Raw genomic sequence first — 18,808 nt, 5'->3', positions numbered from 1 at the left:
CGAGGCGGGCTCTCTCGTGCGAGCTGCGTCAGGCCTTCTTCTTGCCGGCCTTCTTGGTGCCCGTGGACGAGTCGGCCCCCGAGCCGTCCGTGTCGTCACCCGTGGCGCCGTCCGCCTGCTCCTGCGCCTGCGGCTCCGCCTTCGAGGTGGCGGGCTCGGTCGGAGCCGGGCGGGCGGCAGGATCGGTCGCGACCTGGCCGACGATGCCGACGCCGGTCTTTGCCGTGAGCGGCGAGGCCAGGCCGGGGGAGGCCTGCTCAGCCGGCTGGTCCGAGCGCAGGACCACGACCGAGCGGGCCGGGACGCGGTTGACGCTGCGGGCCGCCCAGACGCGGGGCTCGGTCAGCTCCGGGTCGGCGGTGTCCAGCACGACGGTCCACTCGGTGCCGTAGTCCTCGGGCGGCATCGTGAAGTCGATGCCGTCGTGGTGGGCGTTGAACAGCAGCAGGAAGTCGTCGTCGACGACCATCCGGCCACGCTGGTCCGGGGCCGAGATGGCGTGGCCGTTGAGGAACACGCTCAGCGTCTTGGCGTAGCCCGACTCCCAGTCCTGGTCGGACATCTGGGTGCCGTGGGCCGTGAACCAGGCGATGTCACCCAGGTCGGACATGCCGCCGTGGGCGGCGTCGCCGGCGAAGAACCGGCGGCGGCGGAACACGGGGTGGGACGAGCGCAGGGCGGTCAGCCGGGCCGTGAACTGCTGCAGCGCCAGGTCGTCCGCGTCGAGGTCCCAGTCGATCCAGGAGATCTCGTTGTCCTGGCAGTAGCCGTTGTTGTTGCCGCCCTGGCTGCGACCGAGCTCGTCGCCGTGCGCGAGCATCGGCACACCCTGGCTGACGAGCAGGGTGGTGAGGAAGTTGCGCTGCTGCTGGGCGCGCAGGGCGTTGACCTCGGGGTCGTCCGTCGGACCCTCGACACCGCAGTTCCAGGAGCGGTTGTGGCTCTCGCCGTCGTTGTTGCCCTCGCCGTTGGCGTCGTTGTGCTTCTCGTTGTAGGACACGAGGTCGCGCAGCGTGAAGCCGTCGTGGGCGATGACGAAGTTGATCGACGCGATCGGCTTGCGCGCGGAGTGGGCGTAGAGGTCGCTGGATCCCGTGATGCGCGAGGCGAACTCGCCGATCGTGGCCGGCTCGCCGCGCCAGAAGTCGCGGACGGTGTCGCGGTACTTGCCGTTCCACTCGGTCCACAGGGGAGGGAAGTTGCCGACGTGGTAGCCGCCGTCCCCCACGTCCCACGGCTCGGCGATCAGCTTGACCTGGCTCACCACCGGGTCCTGCTGGATCAGGTCGAAGAACGCGGACAGCTTGTCGACCTCGTGGAACTGGCGGGCCAGGGTCGCCGCCAGGTCGAACCGGAAGCCGTCGACGTGCATCTCGGTGACCCAGTAGCGCAGCGAGTCCATGATGAGCTGCAGCACGTGCGGGTTGCGCATCAGCAGCGAGTTGCCGGTGCCGGTCGTGTCGTAGTAGCTCGCGAGGTCGTCGCCGACCAGGCGGTAGTAGGCGTTGTTGTCCAGACCGCGGAAGGCGAGCGTGGGGCCCATGTGGTTGCCCTCGGCGGTGTGGTTGTAGACCACGTCGAGGATGACCTCGATGTCGGCCTCGTGCAGCGCCTTGACCATTGACTTGAACTCCGTGACCTGCTGGCCGCGGGTGCCCGACGCGGAGTAGTCGTTGTGCGGGGCCAGGAAGCCGATGGTGTTGTAGCCCCAGTAGTTGCGCAGCCCCTTCTCCTGCAGCGAGGTGTCCTGGACGAACTGGTGCACCGGGAGCAGCTCGATCGCGGTGATGCCCAGCTGCTTGAGGTGCGCGATGACGGCGGGGTGCGCGATCGCGGCATACGTCCCGCGGATGTCCTCGGGCACCTCCGGGTGGGTCATCGTCAGGCCCTTGACGTGGGCCTCGTAGATGATCGTGTCGTGGTACTCCCGGCGCGGGGGACGGTCGTGGCCCCAGTCGAAGTAGGGGTTGATGACGACGGACAGCATGGTGTGCCCGAGCGAGTCGGTGTCGTTGAACGCCGACGGGTCGTCGAACTTGTAGGAGAACAGCGCCTCGTCGTTGCTGATCTGGCCGTCGATCGCCTTGGCGTAGGGGTCGAGCAGCAGCTTGGCCGGGTTGGACCGGTTGCCCTTGGCGGGGTCGAACGGGCCGTGCACGCGGTAGCCGTAGCGCTGCCCGGGCTGCATCTGCGGGATGTAGCAGTGCCAGACGTAGCCATCGACCTCGGTGAGCGAGACGCGCTGCTCGGCGCCCTCGTCGTCGATGAGGCAGAGCTCGACGTGCTCGGCGACCTCCGAGAAGACAGCGAAGTTCACGCCGCTGCCGTCGAACGTGGCGCCGAGGGGATACGGCTTGCCGGGCCAGATTTCCATGAAGGGGTCGTCCTCGTGGGAGTGGGGATGGAGATCGATCAACCCGCCACTTTACGCGGTCCGAGAGACCCCCCGGGGGATTGAGCCTTGCGGCGAGACGACATCACGTCTCGACAACAGGCCCCACCCGCCCCTCGTGTCCCACCCGTCCCAGCCCCGGGCGGGCCCTAGCGTCGTGCCCATGACCACTCGGACCGCCCTGCGGCACCTGCTCCAGCAGGTGCCCGGTGGCCTGTCGGTCGCGCGTCTCGTGCGCGAGACCGTCCGGGTCTGCCTGCGCTACCGCGTGACCGGGCTCGCCTCCGAGGCGGGCTTCTTCGCCCTCCTCTCCCTGCCGCCTCTGGTCCTCGGCCTCATCGGGGGACTGGGGTATGTCGGAGCATGGGCCGGGCAGGGCACGGTCGACCAGGTGGTGGCCGGCCTCGCGTCCTACGCGCAGCGGTTCCTGACCGACGAGAGCGTGGGAGCCGTCATCGTCCCCACGATCGACGAGGTGCTGCGAGGTGGCCGTATCGACCTGGTGTCGCTGGGCTTCGTCCTGTCCCTGTGGTCCGGGTCTCGGGCGCTCAACGTCTTCATCGACACGATCTCGATCATGTACGGCCAGAGCGGGGTTCGCGGCATCGTCCGCACCCGCACCCTGTCCTTCACGATGTACTCGATCGCCGTCCTCGTCGGTGCCGTCGTGCTGCCGCTGGTCCTCCTGGGGCCCCTGGTCCTGTCGCGCGTCCTGCCCGGGCCGTTCGACGGCCTCGTCTACTGGACGCTCGTGACCGGTGCCGTCATGGGGGCGGTGACCTCGCTCTACCACGTCGCCACGCCACGGCGCTCGCCCTGGCGCCGCGACCTGCCGGGGGCCGCCCTCACGGTGGTGCTCTGGGTGGTCGTGTCCTATGTCGTGCGGACCTGGCTGGGCGCGTCCATCGGTGGGACGTCCGTCTACGGCCCCTTGTCCGCACCCATCGTCCTGCTCGTCTGGCTCTACTTCCTGGCCATCGCCGTCCTGATCGGAGCCGCCATGAACGCCGCCGTCCGCCACCTGTGGCCCGTCCCCGACCGTCCCAGCGCCCGCGCGCGGGTGGTCGAGGCGGTGCGGACCGAGCTCGAGGTGCGCCGCGAGCCACGCCCAGGGACCTCGCCGTTCGGGCCCGTGATCGCCGGTCTCGTGGCCGACGCGCGAGGTGCTCAGGAATTGGACGTCCCGCGCCGGCATCGGTTAGTGTCGGTCAGCACGCACGGCGGGTGAAGTTACACGCTTCGGATTCACCAAGATCCAGCGACCGCACGGCAGCACGCGGACATAGCTCAGTTGGTAGAGCGCAACCTTGCCAAGGTTGAGGTCGCCGGTTCGAGCCCGGTTGTCCGCTCTGGGGGTCCTCGGACCTTCCGGCGATGCGTTTGTTAGCATGACGGATGCATCGGCACGGTGGAGTGGCCGAGAGGCGAGGCAACGGCCTGCAAAGCCGTGTACACGGGTTCAAATCCCGTCTCCACCTCGGGCGATTGGCGCAGTGGTAGCGCGCTTCCTTGACACGGAAGAGGTCACTGGTTCAAACCCAGTATCGCCCACCACCTCCCAGCAGGCCCCGGACCACGCGGTCCGGGGCCTGCTGCTGTGGAGGCCGGGTACGCATCGCCTGCGCGTCCGCGCACTGCCTCCGCCTGCCACGCAGGCGGAGGCAGCCTCGCGCCCCTCGGCGATCAGCCGGGGAGCAGGAAGTCCCTGACGGCGTGGGTGAAGGCGTCGTTGTCGTCAGCGGCCGCGGTGTGCGCGGCGTCCTGCAGCCGGACGACCTGCGCACTAGGAGCCAGACCCCGGAAGTGCTCGACCCCGTCGTCGCTGACCACGTCGCTCAAGGCGCCCTGGAGAAGCAGCGTGGGCATCGTCAGCTCGCGGGCGGCCGTCTCCAGCTGCTCCTGGATCCGCTCGGGGTCGGGGTGCGAGTCGGTGGTGAACATCGCCGGGTCCCAGTGCCAGTACCAGCGGCCGTCCTTCCCCTGACGGAGGTTCTTGCGCAACCCGTCGGTCGATCGGGGCCTGGTGCGATGGGGTAGGTAGGCGGCGATGGCGTCGGCGGCCTCGTCAAGATCGGCGAACCCATGGGGAGCACTGCGCATGAACCCGGTGATCCGGACGGCCCCAGCTCGTTCGATGCGTGGGACCACGTCGACCAGCACCAGGCGTGAGACGAGCTCCGGTCGCTCGTGGGCCACGAGGAGCGAGGTGAGCCCACCCATGCTGGCTCCGACCAGGGCGGCGGGGCCGCCTATCTGGTCGAGCACACAGATGACGTCGTCGCGTATCGCTTCGAGGCCGTAGTCCGCGTCCGGGGCCCAGTCAGAGTCGCCGTGACCACGGAGGTCTGCTGAGACCGTGTGCAGCCCGGCCGCGGCCAGGTCGGCGCCCGCGCTCTTCCACGAGTGCCGCGTCTGACCCCCACCGTGCAGGAACAGGACGAGCGGGTCGTCAGGGCTGCCCCACTCGTCGACGGCGATCCGGACACCGCCCACGCCATCGAGCTGTCGGGTGCGGGCGGTGAGCTCCGAGCTCCTGCGGGGTTGCATGGGTCCTCCCACGGTATAGAGTGCAATTGTCCAACTAATTCGGCCATTGTAGGCCCGAGTGGCAAGCAGGAGGCCTTCGTGAGGTTCGCCTTCGAGTATGTGGTGGATGGCACAGCCGACGGCGGCTCCCTGGCGTCGGCTGACGGGCTCGCCGCCGTCGCCCGGGCCGCCGACGAGCTGGGGTACTCCGGGCTGGCGCTGCCGGAGCATCCGGCCCCGTCGTTGAAGTGGTTGACCCACGGTGGCCACGAGACGTTCGACCCGACCGCGGCTCTCGGTTTCGTCGCCGGCATCACCCGACGCATCCAGATCATGACCCATCTGCTGGTCGTGCCCTATCGCAGTCCCTTTCTCGCAGCCAAGGGCCTGGCGACGCTCGACCGACTCTCCGGCGGACGCCTCGTCGTCGGCGTCGGGAGCGGGTACCTGAGCTCGGAGTTCCTTGCACTGGGCGTGGACTTCGAGCAGCGCAACGCACTTTTCGACGAGGGGATCGAGGTCATGCGGGGAGTGTGGACCACGGTGCCGTACGACCATGTGGGCGAGCACGTGACGGCCAAAGGTGTGGCTGCGGTGCCCGGACCCATCACGCCCGGTGGCCCACCCATCCTCGTGGGTGGGAACAGTGGCCTCAGCAGGCGACGGGCGGCTCGGCTGAACGGCTGGTCACCGATGCTGCTGTCGGAGGAGGTGGCGACCTCCACCAGGACCCGGCCGCTCACGTCCATCGCGGAGCTGGCCAGGGGGATCGCTGAGGTCAAGCAGCGTGCGGCAGATCTCGGCAATCCCGGCCCGTTGACGTTCAACGCGGCCACTCCGCACCTGGAGTTTCCCACCAGCGGAGGATCCATCGAGGAGCACCGCGACCACGTCGGCCAGCTGGAAGAGGCGGGGGTGGATCAGTTCCTGGTCCGCCCCAGCCACGCGGGCGCTGCGGCTGCCGTCGACTCCCTCCGCGGGTACGCCGACCTGATGGGAATCTCATGACCGTCGACGCGCGCGTCCTGATCGAGCGTGATGGCCCGGTCGCGCGCATCACGTTGAACTCGCCGAGGAGCCTGAATGCCGTCGACGCACCGATGCTCGGGTCCCTCGCGGACGCCGTTGAAGAAGCGTCGGCCGAGGACGGGGTCAGAGTCATCGTCGTGACCGGTGCGGGCCGGGGTTTCTGCTCGGGGGCGAACCTGCTCGACCCGTCGGTCCCTGTCGACCTGGCCACGTTGCAGGCCGCCGGTCGCGTCGTGCGTGCCCTCACGACGGCTCCGCAAGTAGTCTTGTCCCGGGTCAACGGCGTGGCCGCAGGGGTCGGACTGCCGATCGCGCTGGCGGGCGACATCGTGCTGGCCGCCGAGTCGGCCACCCTGACGCTCGCCTTCAGCAACATCGCTCTGCTTCCTGACGGCGGTGCGACCGAGCTCGTGGCGGCCTCCATCGGCCGGGCCCGTGCCGTTCGCCTGGCCCTGCTGGGTGAGCGGTTGACCGCACGGGAGGCCGAGGGGATCGGCCTGATCAGCGAGGCAGTGGAGGACGCCAGGCTGGAGGAACGCACGACCGAGCTGGTCGCCGTGCTGGTCTCGCTGGGGGCGCGGGCGACCGCGCTGACCAAGGAGGCCATCAACGGGGCGACCCTCGACCTCGAGCGGACCCTCGCCCGCGAGGAGGCGGGCCAGGCCGAGCTGCTCGACGCCCCGGAGTTCGCCGAAGGAGTGGCAGCCTTCCGCGAGAAGCGATCGCCGCGTTTCCACACGACCTGAGCCGGACGCACCGACCCGAGGAGATCGCATGGGCGCGCCCATGGACCTGACATCGCTGGCGAGCGAGCTCGCCGACAAGCCCGCCTACCTGCTCGCCGAGACCGGAGAGACCCTCAGCTATCGCGACCTCGAGGACCGCTCCAACCAGGTGGCGCACCTGTTCCGGTCTCTCGGACTCGGTCGCGGAGACCACGTGGCCGTCCTCATGGAGAACCGCCTCGATCTCTTCCCGATCTACTGGGCCGCGCAGCGCAGCGGGCTCTACTACACCCCGGTCAACTGGCACCTGACGGCCGACGAGGCGGCATACATCGTGGACAACTGCGGGGCCACGGTGCTCGTGTCCTCGGCAGACCGGGAGGAGCTGGCCGCGCATGCGGCGAGTCGGGCGTCCGCGCTGCGACACCGGCTCGTCGTAGGCGGCGACGTCGACGGTGTGGACTCGCTCGCGGACAGGACGGCGGACCTCCCCACCACCCCGGTCCACGACCAGTCCGAGGGTTACTACATGTTCTACAGCTCCGGTACCACGGGGCGACCCAAGGGGATCCTCCCGGCCATGCCCGACGTTCCGTTCGGGACAGGTCTGACGCTGGATCACCAGCTCTCGCAATTTGGGTTCTCGCACGATGCCACCTACCTGAGTACCGGCCCGCTGTATCACGCGGCCCCCGTGGGCTGGTCCATGGCCGCGGTCCGCCACGGAGCCACCGCGGTCGTCATGACGAGGTTCGACGCGGAGCTGACCCTCGCGGCGATCGAGGACCACCAGGTCACTCACGCGCAGTTCGTGCCCACCATGTTCGTCCGCATGCTCAAGCTTCCTGCGGAGGTGCGCAGCCGCTACGACCTCTCGTCGCTGGTGCTCGCCATCCATGCTGCGGCCCCCTGCCCCGTGCCGGTCAAGGAAGCGATGATCGAGTGGCTGGGGCCGAAGGTCCTGGAGTACTACGCGGGCAGCGAGGCCAACTGCTTCTTCGCCATCTCGGCGCCGGAGTGGTTGTCCCACAAGGGTTCCGTCGGCAGAGCCGTCATCGGCGCGGCCCACGTCCTCGACGCTGGGGGCGACGAGCTCCCGGCCGGGGAGGTCGGCCAGCTCTGGTTCGACGGGCCTGGCTTCGAGTACCACCGCGACCCGGACCAGACTGCCGCTGCGCACGACGCGCGGGGGTGGAGCACCATGGGCGACCTCGGCTGGGTCGATGGGGAGGGCTACCTCTATCTCGCCGATCGGCGGACCGACCTGATCATCAGCGGTGGGGTCAACATCTATCCCCGCGAGGTCGAGGAAGCGCTGGCCATGCACCCTTGCGTGCAGGACATCGCGGTCATCGGCGTGCCGGACGACGAGATGGGCCAGCGTGTGCACGCCGTCGTGCACGCCGTCCAGGGAGTGGCGACCGGGACGGAGCTGGCAGCCGAGCTCGTGGGTGCGGCTGCGAGGACGATCGCGGGATTCAAGCTGCCCCGGAGCGTGGAGTTCGTCGAGGACTTTCCGCGTCTCCCGAGCGGCAAGGTGCTGCGCCGCCGGCTCGTCGACACGTACTCACCCGAGAACGCTCACCGCGTCCCCCACCCCCCCAAGAAGGAGCAGTCATGAACCAGCCAGCCCGTCATCGCCTCGGTGCGCGCGACAAGGCCGCCGTCGTGGTCGTCGAGTGCCAGGAGGGAGTGCTCGGGGAGAGCTCCATGCTCCCGGCGCTCAGCGGCCCGGCTGGGGACATGATCGGCCCGTTGACCGCCCTGCTCGAGGAGGCCCGGCGCGCGGGTGTCCCTGTGGTCCACGCGACCTACGCGGGTCCGCTCGGTGGCTCGGCCAGGGGCACCGCACCGCTCTGGAAGGCGCTCGCGCCGGCGACCGACGGGTGGACCGACGATCACCGCGGGACCCAGGTCCTGCCTGCGCTCCTCGGTGAAGGGGATCTGGTGCTGCCTCGGCACCATGGGCTCAACCCGGCCAAGGGAACCGAGCTTCTGCCCGTGCTGCGAGGCAAGGGAGTGGACACGATCATCCTGACCGGCGTCTCGGTGAACCTCGCGCTTCCGCTGATCGCGGGGGAGGCGACCGAGGAGGGCTTCTACGTCGTCGTTCCCCGGGACGCGGTTGCGGGCACTCCCGCGGACTATGCTCGGCAGGTCCTGCCCAACACCCTCGGGATGCTGGCGACGTTGACGACGGTCAGCGATCTGGCTGACCACTGGCACGGAGCCTGACCGACGAGCCCGACCCCTGCGCGTCCACGGACACCCCCCCCGGGAGCGTGGGTGGGGATCACGGCCCGATCGAGGGGTACGTGGACCCAGGCGGGATCCACCGCCCGGCGACATGGCCTCGCCGGGCGGGTGGAGTCAGCCGCCCATGCGCAGTCCGGGAGCCCGAGTGCCGAAGACGTCCACGGCGAAGACGCTACCGAGCTTTGTCGCGTCCCAACGCTTCTCGCCGTTGCTCGCGGTCCGCACCGGTGCCCATCCGCTCATGAGCTGGATGTTCTCTCCGATGGCCTTGATGACCTGTCCGCTCACGTGGCCGGCTTCCGGGCTGGCCAGCCACGCGACCACCGGTGAGGCGAGTGACGGGTCGAAAGGATCGAAGTCGTCCTCTCCGCGCTCGTCGGGCTCCACGACCTCCGCCTCCGCCATCGAGGTCGCCGAGATGCGGGTGATGCCGCCGGGGCCGATGCAGTTCGCGGTGACGCCGATGCCGGCGAGCTCGAGACTCATGCTGAGGGTCATCCCAACGATGGCCGCCTTGGCCGCCGCGTAGTTGGTCTGCCCGAAGTTTCCGGAGAGCCCGGCGCCCGAGGTGGTGTTGATGATGCGTCCGTAGGTCCTGCCGTCGCCGGCCTTGGCCGCGGCGCGCCAGCGCGCGGAGGCCTCCTGACTGAGCAGCCAGGTGCCACGGGCGTGCACTCTCATGACCAGGTCGAAGTCAAGGGTCGACATGTTCCAGATGGCCTTGTCGCGCACGATGCCAGCGTTGTTGACGAGAATGTCGAGCTGCCCGTACTCCTCGTACGCCTGGCCGACCAGTGCCCGCGCAGCCTCCTCGTCCCCCACGTCGGCGAAGTTGGCGCTGGCTCGGCCACCCCGCGATCGGATGATGTCGACGACGACCTCGGCATCGCGCCCCGCTCCGTCTCCCGATGCGCTGGAGCCCAGGTCGTTGACGATGACGGTGGCGCCATGCTTGGCCAGCTCCAGGGCGTGGCCACGACCGATGCCGTGCCCCGCGCCCGTGACGACGGCCACCTTGCCGTCGAGCAGTCTGGTCATGAGGTCTCCTTGAGGGTGCGCGATGTGGTGGGCTGGAACTGCACGATGGTCGTGTCCTCGTCGAGGTCCGCGAAGACGGCCTCGACGCTCATGCCGATCCGGAGGTCGGCGGGGGCGCAGCCGACGATGCGGGTGACCACTCGCGGCCCTTCGTCGAGATCGACGACCGCAGCGACGTAGGGGACCTGCTCGTCGAAGGGGGGCAGGTCGTTGAGGTGGACCGTCGAATGGGTGTAGAGGGTCCCGCGGCCGCTGGCATCCTCCAGCACGACGTCGGTGCTCCAGCACACGACGCACATGGGCCGGGGGTAGTGGTGCGCCACGCCGCACGTGCGGCAGCGCGCAATGACCAGTCGGTGCTGCTTCGCCGCGGCCCAGGCTGCGGTGTTCTCACCCTCGATGGTGGGTAGGTCGCTCCTGCTCGTCATCATCGTCCCTCGAACGTGGGTGTGCGTCGCTCCATGAACGCGGTCACGCCCTCGGTGGAGTCCCGGGCCCCGGACTGCAGCTCCTGAGCCATCGCTTCCAGGGCGAAGGAAGCAGACCGGTCGCCGTCCAGGGATCGGTTGAAGAGCCGCTTGGTGAACGCGAGGGCCGTGGTCGGGGCCGCGGCCAGCTGCGTCGCTAGCGCCTGGGCCGTCGCTGCGAGGTCGGCTGCAGGCACCACCCTGTTGACCAGTCCGAGGGCTGCCGCATCCGCGGCGGACAGCTTGCTGCCGAGCAGGGCGAGCTCCTTGGCGCGCTGCATGCCGATGAGCCGTGGCAGCAGATAGGCGCCCCCGGCGTCCACGACCATACCCCGGAGCGCGAACGACTCGATGAAGGTCGCATCCTCCGACGCGACCACCAGATCGCTGGCGTAGGCGATATGAGCGCCCAGACCCGCCGCCGTTCCCTGGACCACGGTGAGGATCGGCTTGTCGCAGTCGAGGATCGCCGCGACCAGCCGTTGCGCTCCCTGCATGATGAGCCGCGCTCCCGCACCCGTCAGTCGTGGCCCGGCCTTCATGCCACCGATCCGCTCCACATCTGCCCCAGAGCAGAAGTGACGACCGGTGCTGGCGATCACGACGACGCGCACGTCGGCCCTGTCGCCGGCCTCCTCGAGCAGCGAGATGAGGTGCTTGCGTTGCTCCGGCGCGATCGCGTTGGCAGCGTCGGGGCGGTTGAGCGTGATGCGACCGATCCCGCCTTCCACGGACCATAGGACGGGTGTTTCGTCGGCGACAGGTCGCGCGGCGTCGGGCACTGGGCTCATGTGGACCTCACGGATGGGTGGGATGTCCTGTCCCCCGAGGAGGAGGATGAGATCAGGGTACGCCTGACAGGGCGTGCTGTCATCTGTTGACAGTTCCCGGCGTCAACAGTTGACGATATGCTGACGTGGATGGCCCGAACGGTCGGGCCGGGCGAGAGGGCCTCATGCTGAACACCCCCGGCGTCACCCCGATCGGAGGGGCACGCAACACCTACAGCTCCTTGGCCGAGGGCGCGATCCGAGCCATGATCACGGACGGTCGCCTTGCGCCCGGGACACGGGTCAACGAGGTCGAGCTTGCCGAGTCCCTCCGGATCAGCCGTGGGCCCTTGCGCGAGGCGATCCAACGGCTCGCGACCCAGGGCCTTCTGACGACGCGAAGTCACCATGGCTCGTACGTCGCCTCGATCAGCGCCCCCGAGCTCGCCGATCTGTACGACCTCCGCACGGCGTTGGAGACGCATGCGGTCCGCACCATCGGTCACGCCGGATCCGCGCAGGTCGCAGGAGCGGTCGCCGATCTGTTGACGGAGACGGAGACGTTGCTGGCGGCCGCACAGGTGTCCGGCGACGCCTACCAGCTCGACTTCCACCACGCGCTCGTCCGGCTCGCCGGCAACGCCGCCATCACCCGCGTCCATGACGACGTCCTGCAGCAGATCGCCCTGGCGCGCTCGCGCGCATCGGGTGAGCAGCTCGTCGTGAGGCACGCGCTCGAGCAGCATGTGCGCGTGCTCGTGCCCTTGGCCGCAGGGGACGGCGATGCCGCCGCTGCCGCGCTCGCCGAGCACCTGACCTCGTCGCGCGACGAGGCAGTCGCCCTCCTCGCCCCTCACGACTGAGTCAGCGCGGGCTCGGCAGCTCGATCAGGCGTCCTAGGAGCCCCGCTCGCGGCCCGAGCAGATGGGTCAGGACCTCGGCGCGCTTCACATAGAGATGTGCGTCGGCCTCGGCCGTGAACCCCATGCCCCCGTGCAGCTGCACGTTGGCCGCGGCGTTCTCGCGAGCCGCCGTCTGGGCCATCAGGAGAGCCGAGACCGCGTGGAGCTCGGCATCGGGGCGGCCCCCTTCGAAGGCTGCTGCCGCGAACGCGGTCTGGCCGGCTGCGGCCTCGGCTCGCAGTGCCATGTCGGCGCAGCGATGCTTGACGGCCTGGTTGACCCCGATGGGGCGGCCGAACTGCTCCCGCACCTTCGCGTGCTGGGTCGATGCGGCAAGGGCGCCTTCCGCCACGCCCGTGAGCACGGCGGCCGTGAGGACCATCGCACGGGCGAAGATGTCGGAGGCTCCCGACGTGACCTCCGTGAGCGGCTCGGCGCCGAACATGGAGACCCTGGCCAGGGTGCTGGCGGGGTCGAGGCTCGGCGCAGGGTCGAGCGCGGCCAGACCCTGGGTGTCGTACAACGCGGCGCGCTCCCGGGCGAGCATGATGACGAGACCCTCGGGCCGGGCGTCGAGGGCGTAGGCCGAGTCGCCGCTCGCAGCGGTGACCATGTCTCCCCTCCGCGCTGGCCCGGGCAGGACCAGGCCGGCCCGGGTCTCGCCAGTCACCAGGGACTGGGCGAGTGACATGTCCCCCGACGCCGCCGCCACGTGGGCGGCAAGGATCGTGGAGACGAATGGGCCGGGGGAGGGAATGCGTCCCACCTCGCGCAGGACGAGGTACTCCTCGACGAGCCCCAGCCCAAGGCCTCCGGCCGGCTCGGGCAGCCCGGCTCCGAGCAGCCCGAGATCAGCGGTCCGGCGCCAGAGCTCGGCAGACACGACCTGCGCGTCGTTCCGTCGGTGGACCAGCTCCGTGCCCAGCTGCTCGCCCAAGAACTCGGCTGCTGCTCTGACCAGCTGGTCCTGGTCATCGGTAGGAATGAGTCGCACGAGCGTCCTCTCAGCGTGGGAGACCGAGTACGCGGTCTCCGATGATGTTGCGTTGCACCTCCGAGGTGCCGCCGCCGATGGTGTAGGAGAAGGACTCCAGGAACCGTCCGGACCAGCCGTCGGGGGCCGACAGGGGGACGAGCTCGAGGCCCCGTGATCCGACGAGGTCCATGGCCAGGCGGGCCACCGACTTCTGCAGCTCGCTGAAGTAGAGCTTGACGATCGATCCCTCCGGACCCGGGACCCCCGTCGCGTCGGTGCGCGAGACCCCGACATAGGTCATGGCCTGGAGGGCCGCCACCTCCGCCCGGGCGGTCGCCAGTCGACGCGCCATCTCGTCGTCGGCCAACGCACTGCCTCGACCGAGCGAGGACGGGAGCTCACGAGCCAGCTCGATGAGCTGCTCGACCGTCGTCGCGAGGCGCACCTGGCCGGCGGTGAATGCGGTGCCGCGCTCGAACGCCAGCGTGGACATGGCCACGCTCCAGCCGTTGCCGAGGCCTCCCACGACATTGGTCAGCGGGATGCGCACCTCGTCGTAGAAGACCTCGCAGAAGTGATGCGCGCCGTCGATGGTCTCGATGGGCCGCACCTCCACCCCGGGAGAGTGCATGTCGCAGATCACCCAGGTGATGCCCTGGTGCTTGGAGCCCGAGTCGTCGGTCCGGACGAGGAGCTCCTGCCAGTCGGCGACGTGAGCGTAGCTGGTCCATACCTTCTGACCAGTGACGACCAGGTCGTCGCCGTCGACCACGGCCCGAGTCCGCAGCGAGGCCAGGTCAGATCCGCTCCCAGGTTCGGAGAAGCCCTGGCACCACAGGACGTCCCCCCGCAGGATCGGCGGAAGGTGCTGAGACTTCTGCTCGTCGGTGGCCCGGGCGATGAGAGTGGGGCCGGCGTGGTTCAGCCCCACGAACCGCGTGTCCATCGCCGGCAGGTCTGCGCGGCCGTACTCCTCGTGCCAGATGAGCTGCTCCAGCAGGGACAGCCCCCGACCGCCATACTCGACCGGCCAGTCGATGCCCGCCCACCCTGCCTCGTGCAGGGTGCGCTGCCAACCGAGGTCGTACTCCCGTGCATCTTCGTCCTCTGGACGGGTGTCCCGGGGTTTGTGCTCCTCGAGCCACGTACGAACCTCCTCGCGGAAGGCGTCCTGGTCGGGGGTGAAGTCGAGGTTCATGAGCTCGCTCCAGGTCGAAGGTTGCGTTTGAGGATCTTTCCCATGGCGTTGCGGGGGAGAGCGTTGATGAGCTCGACCGTCTCGGGAAGCTTGCGCTTGTTGAGGCCCTGCGCCAGCAGCTGCGGCGTCAGCGACTCGAGCGACGGAGGGTTTGCCGGGTCGGCCGGCACGACCACAGCCACGACTCGCTCGCCGGTGATGGGGTCCGCGCGGCCGACGACGGCTGCCTCGGCCACCCCCTCGCAGCGAACGAGGTGCTCCTCCACCTCGCGGGCCGAGATGTTCTCCATGTTGCGGATGATGACGTCCTTCAGCCGCCCGGTGATGGTGACGTACCCATCGACGTCGATGGTGGCGACATCACCAGAGCAGAAGAACCCCAGCTCGTCGAAGGCCGCGGCGTCCAGGGCGGGGTCGACGTATCCCCTCATCAGCTGTGGTGCGCGCACGCGCAGCTCGCCCGGTTCGCCGACGGATGCCAGCCGACCGTCAGCCCCGACGATGCGGATCTGCACGCCGGGGCTGGCGCGCCCGTCGCTCAGGGCAAGGTGGTCGTCGTCGTCCGTTGGGCTTGCCCAGGAGATGTACGGGCATTCGGTCAGGCCGTAGCCGGAGACCGTTCCCACCCCGCCGAGCCCCTCCTTGACCTCTCGGTGCAGGCTCGCGACGCGGGGCGCGCCCCCCATCATGAAGGCCTTCATCTCGGGGAAGAGGCGGCGGTTCGGGTCGGCCTTCTGCTGCGCGATGAGCATCCGGGCAAAGGGCGCTCCCGTTCCGCCGTGGGTCACTCCCGCCGAGGTCAGTGCTCGAGTCGTCGTCTGTGGATCGAAGATGTCGGCGAAGATGAGGCTGCAGCCAACCTGGAGGGCTTGCAGGAGGTGGACGATCCCACCGATGTGGGCGATGGGCGCCAAGGCGGCCAGCCGGTCGGTCGGCACGGGGCGGATCGCGTTGCAGTAGGCGTCCGAGGCCGTCAGGAGCCCCTGGTCGGTGTGCTGGGCACCCTTGGGGTCCGAGGTGGTGCCCGACGTGTAGAACGCCCAGCGGATCTCCGGCTCGGGCGCGGGAGGAGGAAGGGTGGCCGGGTCGCCGTCCGGGAGGTCCCGATCCACCACGAGCACCGCGACGGAGCCGTGATCCGTCGCCAGGCTGCGTGCCATGTCCAGGTGGCCGAACCCCCGGTACTCCACGGGCACGATGATCACCTGGGACCGCAGCTGTCCGCAGATGAAGCGGACCTCTTTGTCGCGCAGCATCATGATGAGCGGATTCTGCACCGCGCCGATCCGGCTGAGGGCCAGGGTGAGGACGGCCGTCTCCAGCCAGGTGGGGAGCTGCCAGGAGACGATGGACCCCCGAGAGATGCCCAGCTCGTGCAGGCCTGCCGCCGCGCGCTCCGCCTTGAGGAGCAGCTCCTCGAAGGTCAACCGTCGGTCGTGCTCGTCGACGGCGAAGACGTCCTCGGGGGTGGCCCGAGCCCGCTGGACCGCGAGGTCCCAGAGACTGTTCGCCTGGATGCCGAGCCGAGGCTCGGTCGACGTCCCCAGGGCTGAGAGCGTGATGTCAGCGTCTGCCATGTCAGCCTCCGGGGCGTCGGTCACGAGGGATCAAGCTTGCGTCTGCGAAAGCCATCCACCACGCATGCTGCCCCGGCGGCCGTCATCTGTCAACAGTCGACAAACTCTGCTAGAGTCGCCGACGACCCGCTCCGATCAGGACGACCAAGCAGGAGCTGGTCCACAGGGAGAGGGGCAGGACATGACCAACGTGGGGTCTCTCCTCACCACGGCGGCGGTTCACCATGGCGAGCACGTGGCGCTGCGGTTCGGCTCGCAGCGCTGGTCCTTCGCCGAGCTGGACGCCCGGGTGGATGCACTCGCCGCGGGGCTGCGGGAGCTCGGCGTCCAGCCGGGCGACCGGGTCGCCTGCCTGTCGTGGAACCGGCCCGAGGTCATCGAGACGATGTTCGCCGTGTTCAAGCTCGGCTTGGTCCTGGTGCCCCTCAACCCCCGTTACACGGCGGGGGAGGTGGCCTATCACCTCCAGGACTCGCAGGCTGCGGTCCTCGTGCACGGTCCGGGTTTTGCGACGGTGGTCATCGAGGCGGTGCGCCAGTCGACAAGCGTGCGGCACGTCCTCGCGGTGGGCGGCGAGACGGCCGACCCTTCCGCCGGCGACCCGGCCGACCCTGGCCGCATGCTGGACTACGAGCGCGAGATCGCTCGCCACGCAGGGGCGGTCCAGGAGGCGGCGGACGTCGCCGACGACGACTGCTGCTGGCTCTTCTACACCTCGGGCACCACCGGTCGGCCCAAGGGCGCGATGCTGACGCACGGCAACCTGCTCTTCGCCGTCGTGGGCTGGGTGGCGGACCTCACCCCCCTGACGCCGGACAGCGTGGTGCTGCACGTGGCGCCGCTGAGCCACGGCGCCGGGTTCCACGCCCTGGTGGCCGTCGCCAAGGCCGCCACCCAGGTCATCCCGGCACCCGAGACCGTGACCGCGGCCGAGACACTGGAACTCCTCGTCGAGCATCGCGTGACGGACACCTGGATGGTGCCGACCCAGATCACTCGGATGGTCGCAGAGATCGATGCGCGCCGGGTGAGCGGCCAGCCGCCGGACCTGAGCTGCCTGCGGTCGATCGTGTATGGCGGCGCGCCCTTCCACGTCGAGGACCTCAGAGCGGCGATCAGCTCGCTCGGGCCCGTCCTCGTCCAGCTGTACGGACAGGGAGAGACTCCGATGACCGCCACGTTCCTGTCCCATGCAGAGCACCGACTCACCGGGCCGGAGTCGTCCCGCCTCGGGTCGGCGGGCCACGCTCGGACCGGCATGCAGGTGCGGGTCGTCGACGCCGCCGGCCGGCAGGTGCCCGACGGCGCCAGAGGTGAGATCGTCGTGCGTGGCCCAGCCGTGATGAAGGGCTATTGGGGCCGGCCCGAGGAGACCGCTGACACCCTGCGAGGCGGCTGGCTGCACACCGGTGACGTCGGCACCTTCCAGCGCGGCTACCTGTACGTCCTCGATCGCTTGAAGGATCTGATCATCAGCGGCGGCTCCAACGTGTACGCCCGGGAGGTCGAAGAGGTCCTGCTCGAGCACCCGGTCGTCCACGAGGTCGCCGTCGTCGGCATCCCCGACCGGGACTGGGGCGAACGCGTGGTGGCGGTCGTCGTGCCCGTGGGCGGATCCACCGTGAGCGTCGGCGCGCTCCAGGAGCATGTCCGGTCCCGTCTGGCGTCCTACAAGCGGCCGAAGGACTACGTCAGCGTCGACAGCCTTCCCCGAAGCGGCTACGGCAAGGTCCTCAAGCGGGACCTCCGGGAGCGGCTGACCGCTGATCGTCCGATCGATGTCCACTCCCCGGAGGAATCGTGAACCGCAGAGTCGCCGTGGCCGGTGTGGCCCTCTCCGACGTCGGCAGGGTCGACGACCTGTCTCCTTGGGCGCTCGTCGCCCAGAGCAGCCAGCGAGCACTGGCCGACGCAGGGCTGCAGCCCGCAGACATCGACGGCGTAGCGTCGACCTCTCTCGGCATGCTCCCCCCGGCCGACGTGGCCGAGTACCTCGGCCTGCGGCCCCGCTGGTTGGACTCCACCGCCGTCGGGGGTGCCTCGTGGGAGGTCATGGCTGCCCATGCCGCCGACGCGATCTCGGCCGGGCACGCTGACGTCGTCCTGCTCACCTACGGCTCCACGGCCCGGGCGGACATCCGCAAGCGGCTGCGCACGGCCAGCCTGGCCTGGGGAACCCGCGGGCCGGTCCAGTGGGAGGCGCCGTACGGTCACACGATCATCTCCAAGTACGCCATGGCCGCCCGCCGCCACATGCACGAGTACGGCACGACCATCGAGCAGCTCGCAGACGTCGCGGTGTCTGCACGCTTCAACGCGGCCGACAACCCGGAGGCCATGTTCCGGGACCCGATCACGGTGGAGGATGTCCTCGCCGGTCCGATGATCGCGGACCCCTTCACCAAGCTCCAGTGCTGCATCCGCTCGGACGGTGGCGCCGCCGTCGTCCTCGTCGCGGAGGATCGGGTCCCAGACCTCAAGCACGAGCCGGTCTGGATCCTTGGGTCAGGTGAGGCGACGAGCCACGTGTCGATGTCGCAGTGGGACGACTTCACCGTGGGTCCGGCGACCATCGCCGGCAAGCGCGCCTTCGAGCGCGCGGGCGTCACCCCTCAGGACATCGACGTGGCGCAGCTGTATGACGCCTTCACCTACATGCTTCTGCTGACTCTCGAGGACCTGGGGTTCTGCGAGCGTGGTGGAGGAGGAGCATTCGTCGAGTCGGGCGCGCTGCGTCTGGGCGGGAGTCTCCCCACCAACACCGATGGTGGCGGGCTGTCGGCCTGCCACCCCGGCCAGCGCGGGCTCTTCCTCATCGTCGAGGCGGTTCGGCAGCTTCGTGGTCAGGCCGGGCCGCGCCAGGTGAACGACGCGCGTCTGGCCTGCGTCAGCGGTACCGGCGGCTGGTTCTGCACGAACGGGACCATGATCCTGGGTACCGAGTAGGCGATC

Annotated in this window: 16 protein-coding genes and 3 tRNA genes; 11 read left to right on the top strand and 8 right to left on the bottom strand. The window is 69.5% G+C overall.

Annotated elements, in window-relative coordinates:
• Positions 1-28: 28 nt before the first annotated feature.
• A complete protein-coding gene (glgX, locus tag B2P18_RS10640) occupies positions 29-2,374 on the bottom strand; it encodes a glycogen debranching protein GlgX (RefSeq protein WP_286958347.1) in 2,346 nt (781 codons plus the stop codon).
• Positions 2,375-2,555: 181 nt separating this feature from the next.
• On the opposite strand from glgX, the gene B2P18_RS10635 reads away from it, so the two are divergent.
• The 4 genes from B2P18_RS10635 to B2P18_RS10620 all read left to right on the top strand — a co-directional run bounded on the left by B2P18_RS10635 (position 2,556) and on the right by B2P18_RS10620 (position 3,946).
• Positions 2,556-3,620, top strand: a complete 1,065-nt coding sequence (locus B2P18_RS10635; protein ID WP_286958348.1) for a YihY/virulence factor BrkB family protein — start codon at positions 2,556-2,558, stop codon at positions 3,618-3,620.
• Between the two features lie 48 nt (positions 3,621-3,668).
• Positions 3,669-3,741, top strand: a tRNA-Gly gene (locus tag B2P18_RS10630).
• A 58-nt stretch (positions 3,742-3,799) separates the two neighbouring features.
• Positions 3,800-3,870: transfer RNA gene (locus B2P18_RS10625), tRNA-Cys, on the top strand.
• A 1-nt stretch (position 3,871) separates the two neighbouring features.
• A tRNA-Val gene (locus B2P18_RS10620) sits at positions 3,872-3,946 on the top strand.
• A gap of 129 nt (positions 3,947-4,075) precedes the next feature.
• Here B2P18_RS10620 and B2P18_RS10615 read toward each other — a convergent pair.
• On the bottom strand, positions 4,076-4,939 hold the full coding sequence (locus B2P18_RS10615; RefSeq protein ID WP_286958918.1) for an alpha/beta fold hydrolase: 864 nt from the start codon (positions 4,937-4,939) through the stop codon (positions 4,076-4,078).
• A gap of 78 nt (positions 4,940-5,017) precedes the next feature.
• On the opposite strand from B2P18_RS10615, the gene B2P18_RS10610 reads away from it, so the two are divergent.
• From B2P18_RS10610 to B2P18_RS10595, 4 genes are read left to right on the top strand one after another with little or no spacing between them, the layout of a single operon-like run.
• A complete protein-coding gene (locus B2P18_RS10610; RefSeq protein ID WP_286958351.1) occupies positions 5,018-5,926 on the top strand; it encodes a TIGR03619 family F420-dependent LLM class oxidoreductase in 909 nt (302 codons plus the stop codon).
• On the top strand, positions 5,923-6,693 hold the full coding sequence (locus tag B2P18_RS10605) for an enoyl-CoA hydratase-related protein (protein ID WP_286958353.1): 771 nt from the start codon (positions 5,923-5,925) through the stop codon (positions 6,691-6,693). The genes B2P18_RS10610 and B2P18_RS10605 overlap by 4 nt, the downstream gene beginning before the upstream one ends.
• A gap of 28 nt (positions 6,694-6,721) precedes the next feature.
• Complete coding sequence (locus B2P18_RS10600; protein WP_286958354.1) at positions 6,722-8,293, top strand: AMP-binding protein; 1,572 nt, start codon at positions 6,722-6,724, stop codon at positions 8,291-8,293.
• Entirely contained in the window at positions 8,290-8,907 is a 618-nt protein-coding gene (locus tag B2P18_RS10595) for an isochorismatase family protein (RefSeq protein ID WP_286958355.1), read from the top strand. Before B2P18_RS10600 ends, B2P18_RS10595 begins: the two co-directional genes overlap by 4 nt.
• A 135-nt stretch (positions 8,908-9,042) precedes the next feature.
• Here the strand turns inward: B2P18_RS10595 and B2P18_RS10590 are convergent, their stop codons facing one another.
• From B2P18_RS10590 to B2P18_RS10580, 3 genes are read right to left on the bottom strand one after another with little or no spacing between them, the layout of a single operon-like run.
• On the bottom strand, positions 9,043-9,966 hold the full coding sequence (locus B2P18_RS10590; protein WP_286958356.1) for an SDR family NAD(P)-dependent oxidoreductase: 924 nt from the start codon (positions 9,964-9,966) through the stop codon (positions 9,043-9,045).
• Positions 9,963-10,397: a Zn-ribbon domain-containing OB-fold protein gene (locus B2P18_RS10585; protein WP_286958910.1), complete on the bottom strand. Its 435-nt coding sequence runs from the start codon at positions 10,395-10,397 to the stop codon at positions 9,963-9,965. Before B2P18_RS10585 ends, B2P18_RS10590 begins: the two co-directional genes overlap by 4 nt.
• The gene (locus tag B2P18_RS10580; protein WP_286958358.1) at positions 10,394-11,164 is read right to left on the bottom strand and encodes an enoyl-CoA hydratase/isomerase family protein; all 771 of its coding nucleotides are present in this window, start codon (positions 11,162-11,164) and stop codon (positions 10,394-10,396) included. Before B2P18_RS10580 ends, B2P18_RS10585 begins: the two co-directional genes overlap by 4 nt.
• A gap of 281 nt (positions 11,165-11,445) precedes the next feature.
• Between B2P18_RS10580 and B2P18_RS10575 the strand changes: the two genes are divergently transcribed.
• Entirely contained in the window at positions 11,446-12,066 is a 621-nt protein-coding gene (locus B2P18_RS10575) for a GntR family transcriptional regulator (protein ID WP_286958907.1), read from the top strand.
• 1 nt (position 12,067) lies between these two features.
• Here B2P18_RS10575 and B2P18_RS10570 read toward each other — a convergent pair whose 3' ends face one another.
• The 3 genes from B2P18_RS10570 to B2P18_RS10560 are packed head-to-tail and all read right to left on the bottom strand — an operon-like array spanning position 12,068 to position 15,856.
• Positions 12,068-13,099 carry an acyl-CoA dehydrogenase family protein gene (locus B2P18_RS10570; protein WP_286958360.1) on the bottom strand — a complete coding sequence of 344 codons (1,032 nt, stop codon included), beginning with the start codon at positions 13,097-13,099 and terminating at the stop codon, positions 12,068-12,070.
• A gap of 10 nt (positions 13,100-13,109) precedes the next feature.
• Positions 13,110-14,279, bottom strand: coding sequence for an acyl-CoA dehydrogenase family protein (locus B2P18_RS10565; protein ID WP_286958361.1), 1,170 nt, complete (start codon positions 14,277-14,279; stop codon positions 13,110-13,112).
• Complete coding sequence (locus B2P18_RS10560; protein ID WP_286958362.1) at positions 14,276-15,856, bottom strand: class I adenylate-forming enzyme family protein; 1,581 nt, start codon at positions 15,854-15,856, stop codon at positions 14,276-14,278. Before B2P18_RS10560 ends, B2P18_RS10565 begins: the two co-directional genes overlap by 4 nt.
• A 181-nt stretch (positions 15,857-16,037) precedes the next feature.
• On the opposite strand from B2P18_RS10560, the gene B2P18_RS10555 reads away from it, so the two are divergent.
• Together B2P18_RS10555 and B2P18_RS10550 are read left to right on the top strand one after the other, a co-directional pair.
• Positions 16,038-17,660, top strand: coding sequence for an AMP-binding protein (locus B2P18_RS10555; protein WP_286958890.1), 1,623 nt, complete (start codon positions 16,038-16,040; stop codon positions 17,658-17,660).
• A complete protein-coding gene (locus B2P18_RS10550; protein ID WP_286958364.1) occupies positions 17,657-18,802 on the top strand; it encodes an acetyl-CoA acetyltransferase in 1,146 nt (381 codons plus the stop codon). Before B2P18_RS10555 ends, B2P18_RS10550 begins: the two co-directional genes overlap by 4 nt.
• Positions 18,803-18,808 lie beyond the last annotated feature (6 nt).

The sequence above is a fragment of the Arsenicicoccus sp. UBA2120 genome, assembly GCF_002330965.1.
Taxonomy (GTDB): domain Bacteria; phylum Actinomycetota; class Actinomycetes; order Actinomycetales; family Dermatophilaceae; genus Arsenicicoccus; species Arsenicicoccus bolidensis.
The sequence above is the reverse complement of the archived record's forward strand: the minus strand, read 5'-3'. Positions and strand labels throughout refer to the sequence as shown.

Bases quoted from the DNA above. Each gene is read 5' to 3' on its own strand.
- B2P18_RS10600 (WP_286958354.1), top strand. From the start codon at position 6,722: ATGGGCGCGCCCATGGACCTGACATCGCTGGCGAGCGAGCTCGCCGAC.
- B2P18_RS10635 (WP_286958348.1), top strand. From the start codon at position 2,556: ATGACCACTCGGACCGCCCTGCGGCACCTGCTCCAGCAGGTGCCCGGT.
- B2P18_RS10585 (WP_286958910.1), bottom strand. From the start codon at position 10,397: ATGATGACGAGCAGGAGCGACCTACCCACCATCGAGGGTGAGAACACC.
- B2P18_RS10595 (WP_286958355.1), top strand. From the start codon at position 8,290: ATGAACCAGCCAGCCCGTCATCGCCTCGGTGCGCGCGACAAGGCCGCC.
- B2P18_RS10555 (WP_286958890.1), top strand. From the start codon at position 16,038: ATGACCAACGTGGGGTCTCTCCTCACCACGGCGGCGGTTCACCATGGC.
- B2P18_RS10590 (WP_286958356.1), bottom strand. From the start codon at position 9,966: ATGACCAGACTGCTCGACGGCAAGGTGGCCGTCGTCACGGGCGCGGGG.
- B2P18_RS10615 (WP_286958918.1), bottom strand. From the start codon at position 4,939: ATGCAACCCCGCAGGAGCTCGGAGCTCACCGCCCGCACCCGACAGCTC.
- B2P18_RS10605 (WP_286958353.1), top strand. From the start codon at position 5,923: ATGACCGTCGACGCGCGCGTCCTGATCGAGCGTGATGGCCCGGTCGCG.
- B2P18_RS10560 (WP_286958362.1), bottom strand. From the start codon at position 15,856: ATGGCAGACGCTGACATCACGCTCTCAGCCCTGGGGACGTCGACCGAG.
- B2P18_RS10565 (WP_286958361.1), bottom strand. From the start codon at position 14,279: ATGAACCTCGACTTCACCCCCGACCAGGACGCCTTCCGCGAGGAGGTT.
- glgX (WP_286958347.1), bottom strand. From the start codon at position 2,374: ATGGAAATCTGGCCCGGCAAGCCGTATCCCCTCGGCGCCACGTTCGAC.